20 protein-coding genes are annotated in these 18,843 nt (G+C 39.3%); 13 read left to right on the top strand and 7 right to left on the bottom strand.

Translation table 11 applies throughout. The features are described 5' to 3' along the window. Nucleotides 1–136: 136 nt before the first annotated feature. Nucleotides 137–877, top strand: coding sequence for an ornithine uptake porin CarO type 3 (gene carO, locus ACT53H_RS03575; RefSeq protein ID WP_005307508.1), 741 nt, complete (start codon nucleotides 137–139; stop codon nucleotides 875–877). A gap of 90 nt (nucleotides 878–967) precedes the next feature. Here carO and ACT53H_RS03570 read toward each other — a convergent pair whose 3' ends face one another. The 6 genes from ACT53H_RS03570 to ACT53H_RS03545 all read right to left on the bottom strand — a co-directional run bounded on the left by ACT53H_RS03570 (nucleotide 968) and on the right by ACT53H_RS03545 (nucleotide 6,434). Then, the gene (locus ACT53H_RS03570) at nucleotides 968–1,891 is read right to left on the bottom strand and encodes a CysB family HTH-type transcriptional regulator (protein ID WP_004790709.1); all 924 of its coding nucleotides are present in this window, start codon (nucleotides 1,889–1,891) and stop codon (nucleotides 968–970) included. A 28-nt stretch (nucleotides 1,892–1,919) separates the two neighbouring features. After that, a complete protein-coding gene (locus tag ACT53H_RS03565) occupies nucleotides 1,920–2,981 on the bottom strand; it encodes a sulfate/molybdate ABC transporter ATP-binding protein (protein WP_151964182.1) in 1,062 nt (353 codons plus the stop codon). Nucleotides 2,982–2,992: 11 nt separating this feature from the next. Beyond that, the gene (cysW, locus tag ACT53H_RS03560; RefSeq protein WP_151964181.1) at nucleotides 2,993–3,877 is read right to left on the bottom strand and encodes a sulfate ABC transporter permease subunit CysW; all 885 of its coding nucleotides are present in this window, start codon (nucleotides 3,875–3,877) and stop codon (nucleotides 2,993–2,995) included. Further along, nucleotides 3,874–4,707: a sulfate ABC transporter permease subunit CysT gene (gene cysT / locus ACT53H_RS03555; protein WP_004790714.1), complete on the bottom strand. Its 834-nt coding sequence runs from the start codon at nucleotides 4,705–4,707 to the stop codon at nucleotides 3,874–3,876. Before cysT ends, cysW begins: the two co-directional genes overlap by 4 nt. Nucleotides 4,708–4,787: 80 nt before the next feature. Next, nucleotides 4,788–5,396: an RBBP9/YdeN family alpha/beta hydrolase gene (locus ACT53H_RS03550; protein ID WP_476008625.1), complete on the bottom strand. Its 609-nt coding sequence runs from the start codon at nucleotides 5,394–5,396 to the stop codon at nucleotides 4,788–4,790. 30 nt (nucleotides 5,397–5,426) lie between these two features. Next, complete coding sequence (locus ACT53H_RS03545; protein ID WP_104079154.1) at nucleotides 5,427–6,434, bottom strand: sulfate ABC transporter substrate-binding protein; 1,008 nt, start codon at nucleotides 6,432–6,434, stop codon at nucleotides 5,427–5,429. A gap of 263 nt (nucleotides 6,435–6,697) precedes the next feature. Between ACT53H_RS03545 and pabC the strand changes: the two genes are divergently transcribed. The 4 genes from pabC (at nucleotide 6,698) to ACT53H_RS03525 (ending at nucleotide 9,745) form a co-directional block, all read left to right on the top strand. Further along, complete coding sequence (gene pabC, locus ACT53H_RS03540) at nucleotides 6,698–7,510, top strand: aminodeoxychorismate lyase (RefSeq protein WP_238611852.1); 813 nt, start codon at nucleotides 6,698–6,700, stop codon at nucleotides 7,508–7,510. Between the two features lies 1 nt (nucleotide 7,511). Further along, complete coding sequence (gene mltG / locus ACT53H_RS03535) at nucleotides 7,512–8,582, top strand: endolytic transglycosylase MltG (protein ID WP_016140284.1); 1,071 nt, start codon at nucleotides 7,512–7,514, stop codon at nucleotides 8,580–8,582. Nucleotides 8,583–8,591: 9 nt separating this feature from the next. After that, nucleotides 8,592–9,191 (top strand): dTMP kinase, encoded by a 600-nt coding sequence (tmk, locus tag ACT53H_RS03530; protein ID WP_476008624.1) that lies wholly within the window; start codon nucleotides 8,592–8,594, stop codon nucleotides 9,189–9,191. 137 nt (nucleotides 9,192–9,328) lie between these two features. Further along, nucleotides 9,329–9,745 (top strand): PaaI family thioesterase, encoded by a 417-nt coding sequence (locus tag ACT53H_RS03525; RefSeq protein ID WP_476008623.1) that lies wholly within the window; start codon nucleotides 9,329–9,331, stop codon nucleotides 9,743–9,745. A 56-nt stretch (nucleotides 9,746–9,801) separates the two neighbouring features. On the opposite strand, the gene nadB is transcribed toward ACT53H_RS03525, so the two are convergent. Beyond that, nucleotides 9,802–11,445 (bottom strand): L-aspartate oxidase, encoded by a 1,644-nt coding sequence (nadB, locus tag ACT53H_RS03520; protein ID WP_476008622.1) that lies wholly within the window; start codon nucleotides 11,443–11,445, stop codon nucleotides 9,802–9,804. A 230-nt stretch (nucleotides 11,446–11,675) separates the two neighbouring features. Between nadB and ACT53H_RS03515 the strand changes: the two genes are divergently transcribed. The 8 genes from ACT53H_RS03515 (at nucleotide 11,676) to ACT53H_RS03480 (ending at nucleotide 18,843) form a co-directional block, all read left to right on the top strand. Beyond that, nucleotides 11,676–13,052 (top strand): Do family serine endopeptidase, encoded by a 1,377-nt coding sequence (locus tag ACT53H_RS03515; RefSeq protein WP_005307484.1) that lies wholly within the window; start codon nucleotides 11,676–11,678, stop codon nucleotides 13,050–13,052. 124 nt (nucleotides 13,053–13,176) lie between these two features. Beyond that, nucleotides 13,177–13,629, top strand: coding sequence for an acyl-CoA thioesterase (locus tag ACT53H_RS03510; RefSeq protein WP_476008621.1), 453 nt, complete (start codon nucleotides 13,177–13,179; stop codon nucleotides 13,627–13,629). Nucleotides 13,630–13,803: 174 nt separating this feature from the next. Beyond that, nucleotides 13,804–15,621, top strand: coding sequence for a translation elongation factor 4 (gene lepA, locus ACT53H_RS03505; protein WP_009393568.1), 1,818 nt, complete (start codon nucleotides 13,804–13,806; stop codon nucleotides 15,619–15,621). A 76-nt stretch (nucleotides 15,622–15,697) separates the two neighbouring features. Beyond that, nucleotides 15,698–16,525, top strand: a complete 828-nt coding sequence (gene lepB, locus ACT53H_RS03500) for a signal peptidase I (protein ID WP_004790734.1) — start codon at nucleotides 15,698–15,700, stop codon at nucleotides 16,523–16,525. Between the two features lie 24 nt (nucleotides 16,526–16,549). Continuing rightward, entirely contained in the window at nucleotides 16,550–16,924 is a 375-nt protein-coding gene (locus ACT53H_RS03495) for a DUF4845 domain-containing protein (RefSeq protein ID WP_005307477.1), read from the top strand. Further along, the gene (gene rnc, locus ACT53H_RS03490) at nucleotides 16,896–17,588 is read left to right on the top strand and encodes a ribonuclease III (RefSeq protein WP_004790741.1); all 693 of its coding nucleotides are present in this window, start codon (nucleotides 16,896–16,898) and stop codon (nucleotides 17,586–17,588) included. The genes ACT53H_RS03495 and rnc overlap by 29 nt, the downstream gene beginning before the upstream one ends. Before the next feature lie 11 nt (nucleotides 17,589–17,599). Then, nucleotides 17,600–18,622 carry a GTPase Era gene (era, locus tag ACT53H_RS03485; RefSeq protein WP_081399272.1) on the top strand — a complete coding sequence of 341 codons (1,023 nt, stop codon included), beginning with the start codon at nucleotides 17,600–17,602 and terminating at the stop codon, nucleotides 18,620–18,622. 17 nt (nucleotides 18,623–18,639) lie between these two features. After that, nucleotides 18,640–18,843: an NF038104 family lipoprotein gene (locus ACT53H_RS03480; RefSeq protein ID WP_336010843.1), complete on the top strand. Its 204-nt coding sequence runs from the start codon at nucleotides 18,640–18,642 to the stop codon at nucleotides 18,841–18,843.

Raw genomic sequence — 18,843 nt, 5'->3', positions numbered from 1 at the left:
AGAAAATAAAAATTTAACTCAATTTGTATCAAAAAATAACAGAAATCTAGCATTTTTTGTATAAAAAAGAATCTAAGCTCTTTTATTATGATTTTAGTCACAAAATTAAAAACAGAGCCTTTTTGAGGAGAAAACTATGAAAGCATTACGTGTATTAGTAACAACAACAGCTTTATTCGCTGCTGGTGCTGTAATGGCAGATGAAGCCGTTGTTCATGACAGCTACGCATTTGACAAAAACCAATTAATTCCTGTGGGGGCGCGTGCTGAGGTAGGTACAACTGGTTACGGTGGTGCTTTATTGTGGCAAGCAAACCCATATGTAGGTTTGGCACTTGGTTATAATGGTGGTGACATCTCTTGGTCTGACGACGTAAAAGTCAACGGCTCAACTTATGATCTTGATATGGACAACAACAATGTCTATTTAAATGCTGAGATTCGTCCATGGGGTGCAAGTACTAACCGTTGGGCTCAAGGCTTATATGTAGCGGCTGGTGCAGCATATCTTGATAATGATTACGATTTATCTCGTAACGTTGATGCGACTCGTTCATTCCGTGTCAATAATCAAGACTTCCTTGCTAATGAGGGTGGAGTAAAAATTAATGGTAAAATGTCTTATAAAAATGACATTGCTCCATATTTAGGTTTTGGTTTTGCACCTAAAATTAATAAAAACTGGGGTGTATTTGGTGAAGTAGGCGCTTACTACACTGGTAACCCAACAGTTAAACTTGTTTCAACAGGTTCAGCTACTACTACAGGTGATCAGTCACTTGAAGAAGCAGTAAATGCGGAAGCGCGTAAAATCGCGAATGACGATAAATATCAATGGTTACCAGTTGGTAAAGTTGGTGTGAACTTCTACTGGTAAGATCTAAAATAAAAAACGAGCTTCGGCTCGTTTTTTTTGCATCTAATAAAATAAAAGAGCTTTTTAGCTCTTTTATTTATTTTTGAATTTTTATTCATCTGGGTAAGCAATTTTCTTAAGTGCTTTAATATCTGCATCAGGTGAGCATAAGGAAATAAACTCGTAACCATAACCGCGTAGTAGATGGCCTTTACGAACTGCAATCCATGTCGTATTGACACCAAAAATATCAGTTTTGGTTTGTTTTAAGCGATGATCACGTTCTGTGTCATAGGCCACGTCATTGACAATTCCGACTCCCATACCCAATTCGACATACGTTTTAATAACGTCTGCATCAAGAGCAGACATTACGATATCTGCATCAAGATGAGCTTCTTCAAAAGCTTTGTCAATTTTAGAGCGACCTGTAAAACCGCCATGATAAGTAATGAGTGGATAGTCCGCTAAAAGTTCAAGCGTAATCTTGTCTGCCTTTACTAAAGGATGATTTTGCGGTGTGATAATGCTGTGTTGCCATTGATAGTAAGGAATACTAGCCAGGTTTTCTTCAGTTGTTAAAGACTCTGTGGCAATCCCAATATCCGCCTCGCCTTGTAAGAGCATTTCTGAGATTTCAACAGGGCTGGCTTGTTGTAAAATCAAATGAACTTTAGGAAATAACTTCTTAAATTGGTTTACGATTGGAGGCAGTACATAACGTGCCTGAGTATGGGTCGTTGCGATCGTTAATGTGCCTTCATCAACTTTATTAAAGTCTTCTGCAAGGCGTTTAATATTTTCAGCATCAACCAACATGCGTTCAACAATGCCAAGAAGAGATTGTCCTGGCTCTGTTAAACCTAAAAGACGTTTACCTTTTCGTATAAAAAGTTGTACGCCGAGCTCATCTTCTAGATCTTTAATATGTTTACTTACACCTGATTGAGACGTGTAGAGTGCAGCCGATGCTTCGGTTAAGTTAAAGTTTTGGCGTACAGTTTCTCGGATAATTCTTAATTGTTGAAAGTTCATTCACACTTTTCCTTACCAAATATATTTCTTAAGCAACTTGATCTGCAAATAAGTGCAATTGAGATGCACTCACCCAAACAGTTTGATTCGGTTTAAATGCATGTAATTTTGCAGCTTCACTGCTCAGAGCAATTTCAATTAAACGTCCATTACGGTCTTGTAATTCCGCCACAACTTTTCCAGCAATCCAGATTTCACGTACAAAAATGGCTTCAATGCTATTCGCCTGCGGTTGCGAGTGAATATGTAACTCATCTGGACGGGCAAAAGCAATCACTTTTCCTTGAGGTGCTTCAACTAACGTTGGTAATTGAATACGGTCATTGCCAATACGGATAATACCGTCTGTATTTTCACCTTCAAAACGATTTGCCTGACCCAAGAAATCAAATACGAATGGTGTTGATGGTTTTTCATAAACTTCACGAGGTGAGCCGATCTGTTCGACATTACCTTTATTCATTACAATAATCTGATCTGCAACTTCAAGTGCTTCTTCCTGATCATGAGTCACGAAAATTGAAGTAATATGCAATTCATCATGTAAGTTGCGTAACCAGCGGCGTAACTCCTTACGGACTTTAGCATCTAGCGCACCAAACGGCTCATCAAGTAATAAGACTCGAGGTTCTACTGCTAAAGCACGGGCTAAAGCAATACGCTGACGTTGGCCGCCTGAAAGCTGTGCAGGGTAGCGGTCTGCTAAAAATCCAAGTTGAACTAGATCGAGTAAACGCGTAACGCGTTTTTTAATTTCGGCTTCAGATGGGCGTGTTGCACGAGGACGAACACGTAAACCAAAGGCAATATTGTCAAATACTGTCATGTGGCGGAATAAAGCATAGTGCTGAAATACAAAGCCAACCTGACGCTCACGTACATGTACATTAGTCGCATCTTCACCTTCAAGTAACACTTGACCGCCATCGGCTGATTCTAGACCTGCAATAATTCTAAGTAGAGTCGTTTTACCGCATCCAGATGGGCCAAGTAATGCAACCAGTTCACCTTCTGGAAAGTCTAGGGAAATATTTTTAAGCGCATGGAATGCACCAAAGTGTTTTTCAATATTTTTAACTTGAATACTCATGATTTCATTCCTTACGAATCAGTTGAATGTGGTTCTGGTTTGTCTTGATGTAGTTCTAACCACGTTTTCAATACCAGCGTTAATATGGCTAAAAAAGCAAGTAATGAGGACACGGCAAACGCTGCGCTAAAGGTGTACTCGTTATATAAAATTTCGACATGAAGTGGCAGGGTATTGGTTTCACCACGAATGTGACCAGAAACCACCGATACTGCGCCAAACTCACCCATTGCACGGGCATTACAAAGAATTACGCCGTAAATTAGCCCCCATTTAATGTTAGGGAGTGTGACCTTCCAAAAGGTTTGCCATCCGGAAGCGCCGAGTACGATAGCTGCTTCTTCCTCTTCAGTTCCTTGAGCTTCCATGAGTGGAATTAACTCACGTGCTACAAATGGAACGGTAATAAAGATAGTCGCTAAAACAATTGCAGGTACGGCATATAGAATCTTGATGTCATGGTCCATTAACCAGCCGCCTAACCAACCTTGAGCACCGAAAATCAGTACAATCATTAAACCTGCGATAACAGGTGAAACTGAAAAAGGCATATCAATAATGGTAGTTAAAACTGCCTTACCTCTAAACTGGAACTTAGAAACAGCCCATGCAGCGGCAACACCAAATACCACATTAATTGGAACAGCAATTGCTGCGGTGAGTAAGGTTAATTTCACTGCTGATAGCGTGTCTGGATCAATCAAAGCTTGAACATAAACTTCAAGTCCTTGTTTAAATGCTTCTACAAAAACCAGAATGAGTGGCAACATGAGGCAACTGAGGAAAAAAAACAGCGCAATTGTAATTAAGGTATAACGTACCCAAGTTGGTTCACGTGTTGCATCTCGTGATTGCAATTTAAACGCGAGTGCATTGCTGTCAGTATGTAGGTTCATGTGATATTTCTCCCTGTACGACGGTTTGCCCAGACTTGAAGTAAATTAATGGCAAATAAAATAATGAAAGAGAGAACTAACATCACAGCAGCAATAGTGGTTGCACCTGCATAGTCATATTCCTCAAGACGAGAAATAATCATGAGTGGTGCAATTTCTGTTTTAAAAGGTTGATTGCCAGCAATAAAAATAACAGAACCATATTCACCCACGCCGCGAGCAAATGCTAAAGCAAAGCCTGTAAATAGGGCAGGTAGTAAGATCGGTAAAATAATTTTAGTGATGGTTTGCCAACGATTTGCGCCGAGTGCGGAAGCCGCTTCCTCAAGTTCAGTTTCGATATCACTGAGTACTGGTTGAACTGTTCTTACGATAAATGGGATACCGATAAACACCAATGCCAGCGTAATCCCGATAGGTGTATAGGCAACCTGAATACCAAGTGGTTCCAGATATTGGCCTATCCAGCCAGTAGGTGCATAGAGTGAGGTCAGCGCAATACCTGCAACCGCTGTTGGAAGTGCAAAAGGTAAATCGACCAAGGCATCAACCAGACGTTTTCCAGGAAAGTTATAGCGAACAAGGCACCAAGCTAAAAGCAAACCAAACACAACATTAATAAAGGCTGCTATTAATGCTGAGCTAAAGCTGAGTTGAAGCGATTTTAAAATACGCTCAGACGTTAAAATTTCCCATAATCCGTCCCATCCGATTCCAAATGATTTGATAAAGACTGCGGCTAATGGAATAAGCACAATAAAAGACACATAGGCGAGGGTGAAGCCCAAAGATAGGCCAAACCCAGGCAGCACTCGGGATCGCTGCGACATGATATTTCCTCAAAGAGAAAAGCCTGCTGAAACCAGTAAGCGAATAAATAAAGATAAACGGTGCGGTATAAAGATTGGTATTAAGCAAATTTCAAAGAGAAATGTGTTTTTACCGGGTCGATAGATGAGTAACTACACATCGAATCTTCTGGTATCAAATAATTCAGTAAATCTGGAAATGGCCCAAAACCTGAGGCAACATTAATATGACCAACTTCACCAAGATTCACTGGATTTAACTTCCATGATTTTGCAAGTTGTAAGGCATCAAAAAGACCGAGCCAAGGATCGTTCTCACTAATGAGTAGCGTTGCAGGTACATCAATTTTTAATTGATGAAAATACGCTTTGTAGTCGGTCAAGCTATGACGAGCAAATCCTGCTTCCCCAAAGCGTGCTGGATTTGCTGGCGCGACTAAAATAAGTTTCTTCGCTTGGCTTCTTAATTCTGGGTACTCTGCTAAAGCAGCAACACTTGTTAAACATCCAAAACTATGTGCAACAATCTGAACAGGAGTTGGTGCTGCTTGAACTGTTTTAACAAATTGTTCAACCCATTCGCTTAGTACGGGTCTATCCCAGTTTTTTTGCTCAACACGAGAACTAGACACGAGTTGACGCTGCAACCAAGATTGCCAATGTTGATGTTCACTACCACCTACACCCGGAACAATTACAGTGTGAATCATGTCTGTTCTCCTTATTTTTAGTACAAAGAATTACTTCTCTGCACTATTGATTTTCACGATTTGATCGAAAACACCACCATTATCAAAGTGTTGTTTTTGCACTTTTGTCCAACCACCGAATTCTTTGTCGATAGTTACAAGCTTCAATGGCTTAAATACATTGCTGTATTTCTTAAGAACAGCTGCGTTACGCGGACGGTAGAAGTTACGAGCTGCAATTTCTTGACCAGCAGGTGAGTACAAGTAGTTGAGATAACCTTTAGCAATCGTTAAGTTGCCTTTTTTAGCTGCATTCTTCTCTACAATTGCAACTGGAGGCTCAGCTAAGATCGAAAGAGACGGGGTAATAATTTCAAATTTGCCCGGTTGTTCGCGAAGAGCTAAATGAGCTTCGTTTTCCCAAGCGAGTAACACATCACCAATACCACGCTCAGCAAAAGTAGTCGTGGCACCACGTGCACCCGAATCTAGAACTTTAGTGTGTTTATAAATTTGACGAACGTACTCTTGTGCTTTTGCATCATTGCCACCCGGTTGATGTTTTGCCCAAGCCCAAGCTGCAAGATAATTCCAACGAGCACCACCTGAAGTTTTCGGGTTTGGCGTAATAATTTCTACACCTGGTTTGATTAAATCAGCCCAGTCTTTGATTTGTTTTGGATTGCCTTTACGCACTAAAAACACAATCGTTGATGTATATGGCGTTGAGTTTTGTGGTAGTTTTTTCTGCCAGTCGGTTGGAAGTAGTTTTGCTTTTTCAGCAATTTCATCGATATCTGCCGCAAGTGCCAATGTCACTACATCTGCGTTTAAGCCATCAATAACCGCACGCGCCTGTTTACCAGAACCACCGTGTGATTGCTTAAACTCAATATCTTGACCCGTACGTTGTTTCCAGTAAGTACCGAACTGTTTGTTGAAATCTGTATATAACTCACGAGTTGGATCGTAAGAAACGTTTAAAAACTCTTGAGCTGCAAATGATGAAACAGAAAGAAGTGCAGCGATAACCCCGACTTTTAATTGAGAAAAACGCATGAGATAAGTCCTCAAAAAATATGAAATGTTCAAAACATGAACGCAGAATAGCGCTAGTCTTTATTCTAAAAAAATAATAAAAAACGAATTTAATATGAAAAAAATAGAAATAGCAAAAAGAGATAAACTATTCTTAAATCTTGATATATAACAAGTTTCAAAAGTTAATACGAAATCGGTATAATTTTTTAAAATCAATCATTTATTATTTAAATGAAAGGTGTTGTTTTTATTGTGCGGTTTTTAAGAAAGGGTGATCAAACATGTGGTGTTTTAAAAATGGGCAACCTGTTGAGACCATTCCTTTGTTGGATCGAGCATTTCATTATGGCGATGGGTGCTTTACTACAATTCGTGTTTTTCAAAACCAGATTGAGCTTAAAGAAAGACACTGGGAACGTCTAAAACTTGCATGTCAAAGACTGTCTTTAACTGCGAATTTTGAACTCATAGAACAAAGCTTACAGCAATTACAAAAGCAAAATCTTGTGCTCAACGGCACTTTAAAAATTGTGATTAGTCGTGGTGAAGGTGACCGTGGTTATAGTTTACCAAAGCATGAAGCAGATATTTATATCTGGTTTTATCCAAAAGCTTTAGAGCCATTTTTGCCAGACTCTCTCCAGTGCGGTGTCTTAAATCAGGCTCTAGGTCTAACCATGCCGAGCTTAGTCGGACTTAAATCTTTAAACCGTCTTGAACAAGTATTGCTAAAAAAAGAAGCAGATCAACTCGGGTGGGCTGAAGCATTAGTTACTGATGTACAAGGTTATATTGTTGAAGGGATCAGCAGTAATTGTTTTATTCGTTTAAATGATAGATGGATTACTCCTGAACTTCGCTATAATGGCGTCCACGGTGTAATGCGGGCAGAAATTCTGGCGCGTATGCAGCACCATGGTATTGCCTGTGAAGTACGTGTGATTGAGTTAGATGAAGTATCTGAAATACAAAGTCTATTCTTTTGTAATGCTTTAAACCCTATGCGAGTGGTCACTCATTTAGGCGAAAAAACGCTAGATACACAGGCATGCATAGATTTATTTCATATCCTTAACTTAAATCAGATTCATTAATATGCCGAAGCCACCTGTGAATGCGAAAGCAAAAAACGCCAAGAAAAATAACAAAAAACAAGCTCCAAAATTTTCTAAGCGATTGGTTCTAATTGGCCTTTTTATTGTTTTAATCTCTACTTTTGCCATTTTATGGTCAAGTTTGTTTAAGGCTTATCCTGTTGAAGGAAAAAAACAGATGTTATCGATTACATCTGGAGAAACTTATTCTGGTTTTATTGATCGTTTGGCCAAAGAAGGCAAAATTAGCTTTCCCATCGTATTGAAGCTTTATCAGAAGTTTATGATTCATGACAGCATGAAAGCTGGCGTGTATGAAATTGAGCAAGGGATGAGTGTAAGACAAGTATTAGAGATGTTATCTGACGCTGATAATGCTCAGATGAACCGTGTTTTGGTCATTGAAGGTACAACTTTTAAGCAGCTTATTACTGCACTCAAAAATGATAAAAATGTAAAAAATACAATATTGGATTTACCTAACGATCAGCTTATGAAAGCGCTTGGAATTCCTTACGATCATCCAGAAGGCTTGTTCGCGCCGAATACTTATTTCTTTGCCAAAGGCGAGACTGACAAGAAAATTCTTACCGATTTATATCATCGTCAAATAAAAGCTCTCGATGCAGCTTGGGCAAAACGCGCGCCGAATTTACCTTATAAAGACAAATATGAAGCATTAATTATGGCTTCTATTGTTGAGAAAGAAACAAGTTTAGACAGTGAACTTACACAAGTTTCTGGCGTTTTTGTCCGCCGTTTAAAACTCGGTATGCGTTTACAAACAGATCCTACGGTTATTTACGGTATGGGTAATAACTATAAAGGCAATATTACCCGAGAAGACCTGCGTACCCCAACGCCATATAATACCTATACCATTAATGGTTTGCCTCCAACTCCAATTGCTTTACCAAGCCAAAAAGCGATTGAAGCAGCGTTACATCCAGATAATTCAAACAACATCTATTTTGTAGCGACTGGTAATGGTGGACATAAATTTACGGCAAGTTTGCAAGCGCATAATCAAGCGGTGCAGGACTATTTATCCGTGTTGAGATCGAAGAAATAAGGAAAAGAGATGTTTATTAGCTTTGAAGGCACGGAAGGGGTAGGTAAAACTACACTCATTCGAAAAATTCATCAGTATTTTGAACAACAAGGTAAACAAGTTGTTTTAACTCGAGAGCCGGGTGGGACGCCGCTAGCTGAACAAATTCGTTCAATGCTTTTAGCAGTGAATCATGATGAAAACATGAGTCATGATACTGAACTATTGCTTATTTATGCGGCGCGTGCTCAACATTTACAGCAGGTTATTTTGCCCGCTCTAGAAGCAAACAAAATTGTATTAAGTGATCGTTTTACTGATGCAAGTTTTGCTTATCAATGTTCTGGTCGTGGTTTAAGCCAAGATAAATTACAGCTTTTAAATCAGAACTTTGTTTCGCGTATGCCTGAGGTGACTTTCTGGTTAGATGCACCGATTGAACTTGGTATGAACCGTGCGCGTGAACGTGGAGCATTAGACCGTTTTGAACAAGAAAAGTTAAGCTTCTTTACTAAGGTTCGTGAAGGCTATGAAACCTTATGGAAAGCTGAACCAGAACGTATTAAGCGAATAGATGCAACACGAAGTCCTGATCAGGTGTTCGAACAGGCATTGCAATATTTAGGATAAGCATTTGGATGAGCCACTCTTATAAAAATGGGAGTGGTTAAAGATGACGTTAATTCTGATTTAAATCGTCATAGAAAAGATCTGTTATTTTCTTATGCTATCTTACATATGATTTTATAGATTGAAGAATAACAAGGATGAAAAGTTCAAAAGAAGAAATCGTGGCATTTCTTGAAAAGGAATTTCCACCCAGTCTTGAACATTGCACGATTGAATCAGTCACGCCTAAAGCTGCTGTCGTTTATTATCATGTCGATCAAAGACATCAACGGCCCGGTGGTACCATATCTGGTCCAACCATGATGACTTTGGCTGATTTTGCTTTATATATTGCAATATTAGGTGAAATCGGAATTATCGGTTTAGCTGTAACGACCAATTTTAATATTAATTTTCTAAGAAAACCCGCAGGTGATCAAGACCTACGCAGTAAGTGTAAGCTCATGAAAGTCGGAAAGAGCTTGGTGGTGGGAGAGGTCTGGATTTATTCAGTCGGGCTAGAAGATCCCGTTGCACATGTGACCGCGACTTATTCAATTCCACCTAAATCATAAATATCAAAGCAAATAAAAAGCACAGTCTGAACTGTGCTTTTTTTTAGAAGAACAGTTTAAATATCAGTATTAACTAATGGCTGTTCTACTGCAAAATTTGGAGGAGTTAAAACTGTTTTACGAATCTCACTCGAAGTTTCTGGATAATCAAGCGTGTAATGTAGACCACGTGATTCTTTGCGTTGCATAGCACAGCGCACAATCATCTCAGATACTAAAACAAGGTTACGCAGCTCAATTAGGTTTTTGCTAACACGGTAGTCTTGATAATACTCAGTGATTTCACGCTTTAACATTTCAATACGGTGTAAAGCACGTTCTAAACGTTTTGTAGTTCTTACAATACCAACATAGTTCCACATGGTCGAACGTAACTCATCCCAGTTTTGTAAAATCACCACATCTTCATCAGGGTTGGTTACTTGTGAGTCATCCCAAGTTGGTACTTCAGGTAATTTGAAGTTTTCATCAAATTTATTTTCGATATCTTTTGCTGCACTCATGCCGTAAACGAAGCACTCAAGTAATGAGTTACTTGCCATACGGTTTGCACCATGTAAACCGGTATAAGACGTTTCACCAATCGCATATAGACCTTCAATATCCGTCTGGCTATTTGAGTCAACCACGACACCACCACATGTATAGTGCGCTGCTGGTACCACTGGAATCATGTCTTTGGTAATGTCGATACCTAACTCTAGCAATCGCGCATAAAGTGTAGGGAAGTGCTCTTTGATAAACTCTGGTGATTTATGTGTAATGTCCAACCACACATGACGAATACCGAGGCGTTTAATTTCATGGTCAATGGTACGTGCCACAATATCGCGAGGAGCCAGTTCTGCACGATCATCAAAACGTAGCATAAAACGCTCGCCATCTGGCAAGCGTAAGTAAGCACCTTCACCACGCATGGCTTCTGTAATTAAGAAAGAGCGGGCTTGGGGATGGTACAGGCAAGTTGGATGGAACTGATTAAATTCCATATTCGCTACACGGCAACCTGAACGATAAGCCATTGCAATACCATCACCCGTAGCAATATCTGGATTAGATGTATACATATAAGCCTTCATCGCACCACCGCAAGCAAGTGCGGTAAATGGTGCAAGGAAAGTATGAACCTTTTCGGTATTTTCATCTAATGCATATAAACCAATAGCGCGATTTGCTTGATCTGTATGACCTAATTTATGCGATGTAATTAAATCAATCGCAATGTAATTTTCAAAAATAGTAATATTTTTACGTTCTTTGGCACGTTCAACCAAGGTGGTTGAAATGGCTTTACCTGTTGCATCAGCAGAATGGATAATGCGTCGCTGTGAATGGCCACCTTCGCGCGTTAAATGAAGTTGTTCATCTTCATCTAAAGTAAATTGCACACCTTGCTTTAAAAGAAAATCAACAGAAGGACGACCGCCTTCTACGGTATGTTGTACCGCATCCATTTCACATAAATGAGCACCTGCAATCATAGTGTCATTAATGTGCTGTTGAATAGAGTCAGTCTCATCAAGAACAGCAGCAACACCACCTTGAGCATAGAAGGTACTTGCTTCGGTTAAAGCAGCTTTGGCTAAAACTGCAATATTAAAATGATTTGGTAACGATAAAGCCAGACTTAAACCAGCACCGCCGCTGCCCACAATAATCACGTCAAAGTGGTGAATTGTCTGTAAATTAGGCATGTCCATTCGCAACAATCTAAAACGTCCGCTAATGACACCCCTTTTTATCTAAAAAGGCAAGAGCTTAAGCGCTCTAACTCAGAGAAAAATTGCAATTGGCTTAAAAAGTTGCAATGCGTAAAATAATGATTGTAAGGATGCCTTACAAATAAACATATTGTTACGCACAACCCCAAAGCGTTGTGATACAACAGTTTTATTCTTATTCTCGTAGACCAATTGTGGGTGAGCACCGAATGAAAACTCGCTATTTACAACAAGGAATGTATGCAGCGGTATTTACAGTTGCTGCTGTTCAGGCAAATGCTGCTGTTGATTTTTCAAACCTCGTTGAACAAGTTAGTCCAGCAGTGGTGAGTGTAAACGTCGTAAAAAAAATGACTCAGGATGAACTGTTGCAGCAGCAAGTCCCTGAAATTTTGAAACGTTTCTTTGGAAATCAGGTCATCATTCCACAGCAACAGGGTCCACAAGAAAAAACAGCATACGGTAGTGCATTCTTTATTAGTAAAGATGGCTACCTTCTCACCAACCACCATGTGATTGAAAATGCCTCACGCATTAGTATTACTTTAAATGACCGCCGTGAAATTGATGCAACTGTGGTTGGGAGTGATGAGCGTACAGACGTTGCATTGTTAAAGGTGACTGGAAATAGCTATCCAGCTTTACGCGTAGGAAATGTTGACCGTTTGCGAGTGGGAGAGCCAGTTTTAGCAATTGGTTCTCCTTTCGGTTTTGACTACTCTGCATCGGCAGGTATTGTGAGTGCTAAATCACGAAATATGAGTGGTGAAACTTCGGTACCATTTATTCAAACTGACGTTGCGCTAAACCCAGGTAACTCTGGTGGTCCACTATTTAACCAAAATGGTGAAGTAGTCGGGGTAAACTCTCGAATATTTAGTGGTACTGGCGGCTATATGGGCTTGTCTTTCTCTATCCCGATTGACGTAGCGATGGATGTAGCCGAACAGCTTAAAACTAAAGGTAAGGTAACACGCTCTTATCTTGGTGTGATGATGCAAGACATTGACCGCAACCTTGCCGATGCTTACAAGTTACCAAAACCTGAAGGTGCTTTAATTACTCAAATTTCTCCGAACTCACCTGCACAAAAAGCAGGCTTGCGAGCTGGTGACGTGATTTTGAAATATAACGGTAATCCAGTATCGCGCACCAGTGAATTACTCTACGCATTAAACAAAGTACAGCCAAATCAAACTGTTCAGTTTGAAGTATTACGTGATGATAAAACCCGTAATATTTCAGCAACTTTAACGACTGCTCCAGATGAAACGCCTGCCACAGGTGCGCAAAGTACGGTATCTAAAGGTCCAGTTTTAGGAATGAGCATTCGTGATTTAGCTGAGCCAGAAAAAAGTGCTTTAAGTGTAAAAGGTGGTATCTATGTACAAGATGTTCGCCGTGGTGGCTTAGCATCATTGTCAAATATCATTCCGGGTGATGTGATTGTTCAAGTCAACAATAACCAGATTTTAAATAGTCAGGATTTTGCAAAAGTCGTTTCTAACTTGCAAAAAAATACGGTAGCGCGTGTTGCAATTATTCGTCAGGGACAACGCGCAATGCTTGGTTTACGTATCCAGTAAACTTAAAAAAGAAACAATGAGCCACCCTAAACATGGGTGGTTTTTTGTTATTTATCTTGAGCGTATAGTGATATCTACCTACACTTATTTCAGTTTAAAAGTTAATAAATAAGAGTGAACATTTGTGAGTAGTATTTTTGATTTATATATTCAGGTGCAGCCACATCATATTGATGCTTTAGGACATGTGAATAATGTGATGTATGTACAGTGGATGCAAGATGTAGCTGCTGCTCATGTTGAGACCTTAGGAGTCGGGGTAACAAAATATCTTGAACTAAAACATGCAATGGTCGCGGTTGAACATCATGTGCAATATCGTAAAGCTGCATTTGAAGGCGAACAAATTGTATTACGCACATGGTTAGATGGTATCAATGCTCTTTATTCGTTCCGCCAATATGTATTTTTCCGTCCATCAGATCAGGCCGTATTATTTGTTGGAAATACAAAATGGGCATGTATTGAAATTGCTACAGGACGTCCAAAGCGAATGTCACCAACTTTTACCCATGCATACAAGCCGCTTGACTCAAGCATAAACCCTTATGATTTTACTATTTCTTATGCCCAATAACCTGAAACAATAGGCTCACTGTGATTGTCATTTTTAAAACATAAGTACAAAGCTCATGATTATTTTGGATACTTTAAAATATCCATCTGCTATAATCTCACGCAATTTATTTAACTGCTTTGGCTGTGTATTAAAACAAGCTACATAGCACTCTATATTTTCTCAAGGTAACCCATGGCGCAAGCTAAAAAATCCGTCGATATCAAAAATATACGAAATTTCTCGATTATTGCCCACATTGACCATGGTAAGTCTACATTGGCTGACCGTTTTATTCAGATGTGTGGTGGCCTACAAGATCGTGAAATGCAAGCTCAAGTCTTGGACTCAATGGAGCTTGAGCGCGAACGTGGGATTACCATTAAAGCCGCTTCAGTCACGCTATATTATACTCATCCTAATGGTCAGGAATATCAACTTAACTTTATTGATACTCCAGGACACGTAGACTTCTCGTATGAAGTTTCTCGTTCATTAGCTGCATGTGAAGGTGCGTTATTGGTTGTAGATGCTGCACAAGGTGTAGAAGCACAATCAGTTGCAAACTGTTATACCGCGATTGAACAAGGTCTCGAAGTTCTTCCTATTTTAAATAAAATTGATTTGCCTCAGGCTGAACCTGAACGTGTAATTCATGAAATTGAAGAAATTATCGGAATTGAAGCAACTGATGCACCAACCTGTTCAGCAAAAACCGGTTTGGGTGTGGAAGGTGTTTTAGAGCGTTTAGTCGATGTTATTCCAGCACCTGAAGGCGATCGTGATGCTCCATTACAAGCATTAATTATCGACTCATGGTTTGATAACTACCTAGGTGTAGTTTCTCTTGTACGTATTAAACAAGGTCGTATCCGTAAGGGCGACAAAATGTTGGTTAAATCGACAGGTCAAACTCATCCGGTAACTTCAGTGGGTGTGTTTAATCCGAAACATACAGAAACAGATATCCTTGAAGCTGGTGAAGTAGGTTTTGTAATTGCGGGTATTAAAGATATTTTTGGTGCGCCAGTAGGTGACACGATTACGCTTGCATCTACACCTGATGTTGCGATTTTACCGGGTTTCAAAAAGGTTAAACCACAGGTTTATGCTGGTCTTTTCCCAATTGATGCAAGTGATTTTGAGCCATTCCGTGAAGCGCTACAAAAATTACAAATTAACGACTCAGCTTTATTCTTTGAACCAGAAAGTTCTGATGCATTAGGTTTCGGTTTCCGCTGTGGCTTCTTAGGAATGCTACACATGGAGATTGTACAAGAGCGTTTAGAGCGTGAGTACGATCTTGATCTCATCAGTTCTGCGCCTACTGTAATTTATGAAGCATTAACCAAGAAGGGCGAAACGATTTATATCGACAGTCCATCAAAAATGCCAGACGGATCTACGGTAGAAGATTTGCGTGAACCGATTGCAGAATGTCATATCCTTGTTCCGCAAGAGTACTTAGGCAATGTAATGACCCTTTGTATTGAACGCCGTGGTGTTCAAAAAGATATGAAATTCTTGGGTAATCAAGTTTCTATTACCTTTGAAATCCCGATGGCTGAAGTCGTTATGGATTTCTTTGATAAATTAAAATCATGCTCGCGTGGTTTTGCATCGCTAGACTATAACTTTGTACGTTTTGAAAGTTCAGCTTTAGTTAAGGTTGATGTATTAATTAATAGTGACAAGGTTGATGCCTTGGCTATGATTTGTCACCGTAATGACGCGCGTCATCGTGGTATTGCATTGGTTGAGAAAATGAAAGATTTGATTCCTCGCCAAATGTACGACGTTGCTATTCAAGCAGCTATCGGTGCACAAATTATTGCTCGTTCTACTGTAAAAGCGATGCGTAAAAACGTATTAGCAAAATGTTATGGTGGTGACGTTTCACGTAAGAAAAAACTACTTTCTAAACAAAAAGAAGGTAAGAAACGTATGAAACAAGTGGGAAGCGTTGAAATTCCACAAGAAGCGTTCTTGGCTGTATTGAAAGTAGAAAGATAAGAAATGAAGGTCGGGGGAAGTAAGACATTACTTTTCCCTACTTTAAGACAAGCAGCTAGGCTGCGAGTGAGGTCGTGTGGATTTTGATTTTAATTTAATTCTTGTTCCAGTTACGCTGATTCTATTTGCAGTGTGGTTGTTAGATAAACTTGTATTCAAACAGCGTGCAAATAAAGGGCGCGGGAACGAAAATTTTGTTATTACATGGGCTTATGACTTTTGGCCAGTTTTAGCTGTAGTACTTGTACTTCGTTCATTCCTTTACGAACCATTTAATATTCCATCGGACTCTATGGTACCTACTTTAGAAACTGGTGATTTTATTCTGGTCAATAAATTTGATTATGGTGTGCGTTTACCTATCGTCAATAAGAAAATTATTGATGTGGGAGAACCAAAGCGTGGTGATGTGATTGTATTCCGTTATCCACCTCAACCTACCATTAGTTATATTAAACGTGTAATCGGTTTGCCAGGCGATCATCTTGTTTATGATCATGGACAATTGATTATTAACGGACAAAAAGTACCGAAAGTATTAACACAGTTTAGCCGTGAAAAAGATGTATTAGATACACCAACGTCTATTTATCATAAAGAGACGATTGGTACGCACACCTTTACAATGCGTGAACTTGAAGGCGTAAATGTGGCGCGTCAAGCACCGTTTATCAACTATGTTGAAAATGGTAAATATGCAAACCAAGACGGTTTATATTGGGAAGTGACTGTTCCAAAAGGACATTACTTTGCAATGGGGGATAACCGTGATCAAAGTGCAGACAGTCGTTTCTGGGGCTTTGTTCCTGAAGAAAATTTAACAGGACGAGCATTCTATGTCTGGATGCATAAAGAACCGGGTTTACATCTTCCTAACTTTGGCCGAAATGGAAAAATAGATTAAAAACAACCATTAGGAAAAAAAGAAATGCGTAAGGCACAACAAGGTACTTCGTATTTAGCAATTTTATTTGGGGTGGTTATATTTGCGGTTGCAGTAAAAGCTGTACTTGCAGTTTGGCCAGCATATTGGGATGATCGATTGATTAATAATCAAATAGAAGAGCTTTTACAAGAAAGCTCTTCTGACATCACCCCACAGAAGTTTATGACACAAATGGATCAGCGACTGGAAATGAACAATATTCGTGATCTTCATTTTAAAGAGATTGCGCAAGTGTTTAATGAGTCTGGTCTAAAAGTCCAAAAGAAATATGAGGTAAGAAAACCCTTCTTATCAAATATTGATTTAGTTTTAACATTTGAGAAGAGTTTTGATAAAACATCAGTTCAAACTAAGTGATCCTCGCTTATTGAGTCGAATCGGATATCAATTCAAGCAGCTTGAATTGTTACAGTTAGCTTTGACTCATCGTTCGGTGAGTCATAAATACAATTACGAGCGCTTGGAGTTTTTAGGCGATTCATTATTAGGCATGATTATTGCCAATTATCTATATCATGCCTATCCAAATGAAAACGAAGGTCGCCTAACGCGTATGCGAGCGACTTTAGTGCGTCAGGAAGCGTTAGGTAAGATTGCAACCGATTTGCAACTTAGTCGGTGTTTAATATTAAGTACGGGTGAATTGAAATCTGGTGGTCATCATCGTGAGTCAATATTGGCTGACACGGTAGAAGCCATTATTGGTGCAATTTATATTGATAGTGGTGATCTCAACTTACTTACAGATATTGTGCTAAAATGGTATGTACCGTATTTAGACCATATTGAGCCTACGGATCAACTTAAAGACCCTAAATCACGTTTACAAGAGTATCTACAAGCACGTAAAAAACCTCTCCCTGTTTACGAGGTTGTAGATATTCAGGGTGATGCACCTCACCAGCACTTTAAAGTTGAATGTTTGATAGATGGCTTATCAAAGATTCATGGTGAGGGTTCAAGTCGTCGTTTTGCCGAGCAGGCAGCAGCGGCGGAAATTTTAAAGTTATTGGAGCAATAACCTGCATGTCGATGCATTCTGATCAAATCAATCCAGATTCAAATGAGAACCAAGATCCTAATAATCTGATTGATCAATTTTTTAGTTCCAAAGGCGTAACAATTCCTTCGGATTTTAAGAGCGGATTTGTGGCGATTGTGGGACGTCCAAATGTGGGTAAATCTACCCTCATGAACCATTTGTTAGGTCAAAAGCTTTCTATTACTTCGCGTAAACCTCAAACAACACGTCATAAAATTATTGGTATTGATTCGCGTGAAAAAATGCAGGCGGTATATGTAGATACCCCGGGTATGCATAAAAAAGAAGTGCGCGCTATTAATAAAATGATGAACCGTGCAGCTCATTCTGCATTACGCGACGTCAATTTGGTCTTATTTGTTATTGATGCTTATAAGTGGACGCAAAATGACGACTTAGTGCTTGAAAAACTCAAGAATGCTGAAATGCCAGTTATTTTGGTGATTAACAAAGCTGATACTTTTGAAGATAAAAGAGATATTCTGCCTTTGATTCAAGAGCGCGCTAAGCTTATGAATTTTGCCGAGATCGTTCCTGTATCTGCATTACGCGGAGCAAATTTGGAACACTTGAGCGAAACGATTGAGAAGTATCTTCCTTACCAAGCGCCTTTGTATTCATTTGATCAGATTACTGACCGTTCTGAACGCTTTTTAGCTAGCGAAATTATTCGCGAAAAAATCATGCGTCAGTTAGGTGAAGAATTACCTTATGATTTAACAGTACAAATTGAATCTTTCAAAACGGAAGAAGAGACTGTTAATGAAAAAACTGGTCGTTTAAAACCAGCTTGTACTTATATTGATGCAACGATTTTTGTAGATCGTGCAGGCCAAAAAGCGATTGTGATTGGTGAAAAAGGTGCCAAGCTTAAAACAATCGGTATGGATGCTCGTAAAGACATGGAAAAAATGTTTGAGCAAAAGATCATGCTTACTTTGTGGGTTAAAGTTAAAGGTGGCTGGTCTGATGATGAGCGTGCTTTAAAAAGCTTAGGGTATAGTGATATCTAAAGGATAAGGATGCTGGTATGAAAACAATTACATCATTGGTCGCTATAGTTGGATGTACATTGATGTTACAAGGTTGTGTATATAAGCTTGTAACCGTACCAGTAGGTATCGCCTATAAAACTACAAAAGGTGTTGTTAAAGGTACAGCGGCTGTTGTAGGGGCGGTAATTCCTGATGGTGATGATGAGGATGACAAAAAAGAAAAAGAATCTGAGGAATAG

The sequence above is a fragment of the Acinetobacter sp. DMC2 genome, from assembly GCF_056314305.1.
This window is presented reverse-complemented; position numbering and strand designations above follow the sequence as displayed.

What these genes read in the sequence shown, in the direction of transcription:
- pabC (WP_238611852.1), top strand. Translation starts at nt 6,698, where the DNA reads ATGTGGTGTTTTAAAAATGGGCAACCTGTTGAGACCATTCCTTTGTTG.
- ACT53H_RS03495 (WP_005307477.1), top strand. Translation starts at nt 16,550, where the DNA reads ATGCGTAAGGCACAACAAGGTACTTCGTATTTAGCAATTTTATTTGGG.
- ACT53H_RS03550 (WP_476008625.1), bottom strand. Translation starts at nt 5,396, where the DNA reads ATGATTCACACTGTAATTGTTCCGGGTGTAGGTGGTAGTGAACATCAA.
- era (WP_081399272.1), top strand. Translation starts at nt 17,600, where the DNA reads ATGCATTCTGATCAAATCAATCCAGATTCAAATGAGAACCAAGATCCT.
- lepA (WP_009393568.1), top strand. Translation starts at nt 13,804, where the DNA reads ATGGCGCAAGCTAAAAAATCCGTCGATATCAAAAATATACGAAATTTC.
- tmk (WP_476008624.1), top strand. Translation starts at nt 8,592, where the DNA reads ATGTTTATTAGCTTTGAAGGCACGGAAGGGGTAGGTAAAACTACACTC.
- ACT53H_RS03570 (WP_004790709.1), bottom strand. Translation starts at nt 1,891, where the DNA reads ATGAACTTTCAACAATTAAGAATTATCCGAGAAACTGTACGCCAAAAC.
- mltG (WP_016140284.1), top strand. Translation starts at nt 7,512, where the DNA reads ATGCCGAAGCCACCTGTGAATGCGAAAGCAAAAAACGCCAAGAAAAAT.
- ACT53H_RS03545 (WP_104079154.1), bottom strand. Translation starts at nt 6,434, where the DNA reads ATGCGTTTTTCTCAATTAAAAGTCGGGGTTATCGCTGCACTTCTTTCT.
- cysW (WP_151964181.1), bottom strand. Translation starts at nt 3,877, where the DNA reads ATGAACCTACATACTGACAGCAATGCACTCGCGTTTAAATTGCAATCA.
- ACT53H_RS03525 (WP_476008623.1), top strand. Translation starts at nt 9,329, where the DNA reads ATGAAAAGTTCAAAAGAAGAAATCGTGGCATTTCTTGAAAAGGAATTT.
- ACT53H_RS03565 (WP_151964182.1), bottom strand. Translation starts at nt 2,981, where the DNA reads ATGAGTATTCAAGTTAAAAATATTGAAAAACACTTTGGTGCATTCCAT.
- carO (WP_005307508.1), top strand. Translation starts at nt 137, where the DNA reads ATGAAAGCATTACGTGTATTAGTAACAACAACAGCTTTATTCGCTGCT.
- ACT53H_RS03480 (WP_336010843.1), top strand. Translation starts at nt 18,640, where the DNA reads ATGAAAACAATTACATCATTGGTCGCTATAGTTGGATGTACATTGATG.
- cysT (WP_004790714.1), bottom strand. Translation starts at nt 4,707, where the DNA reads ATGTCGCAGCGATCCCGAGTGCTGCCTGGGTTTGGCCTATCTTTGGGC.
- ACT53H_RS03515 (WP_005307484.1), top strand. Translation starts at nt 11,676, where the DNA reads ATGAAAACTCGCTATTTACAACAAGGAATGTATGCAGCGGTATTTACA.
- nadB (WP_476008622.1), bottom strand. Translation starts at nt 11,445, where the DNA reads ATGGACATGCCTAATTTACAGACAATTCACCACTTTGACGTGATTATT.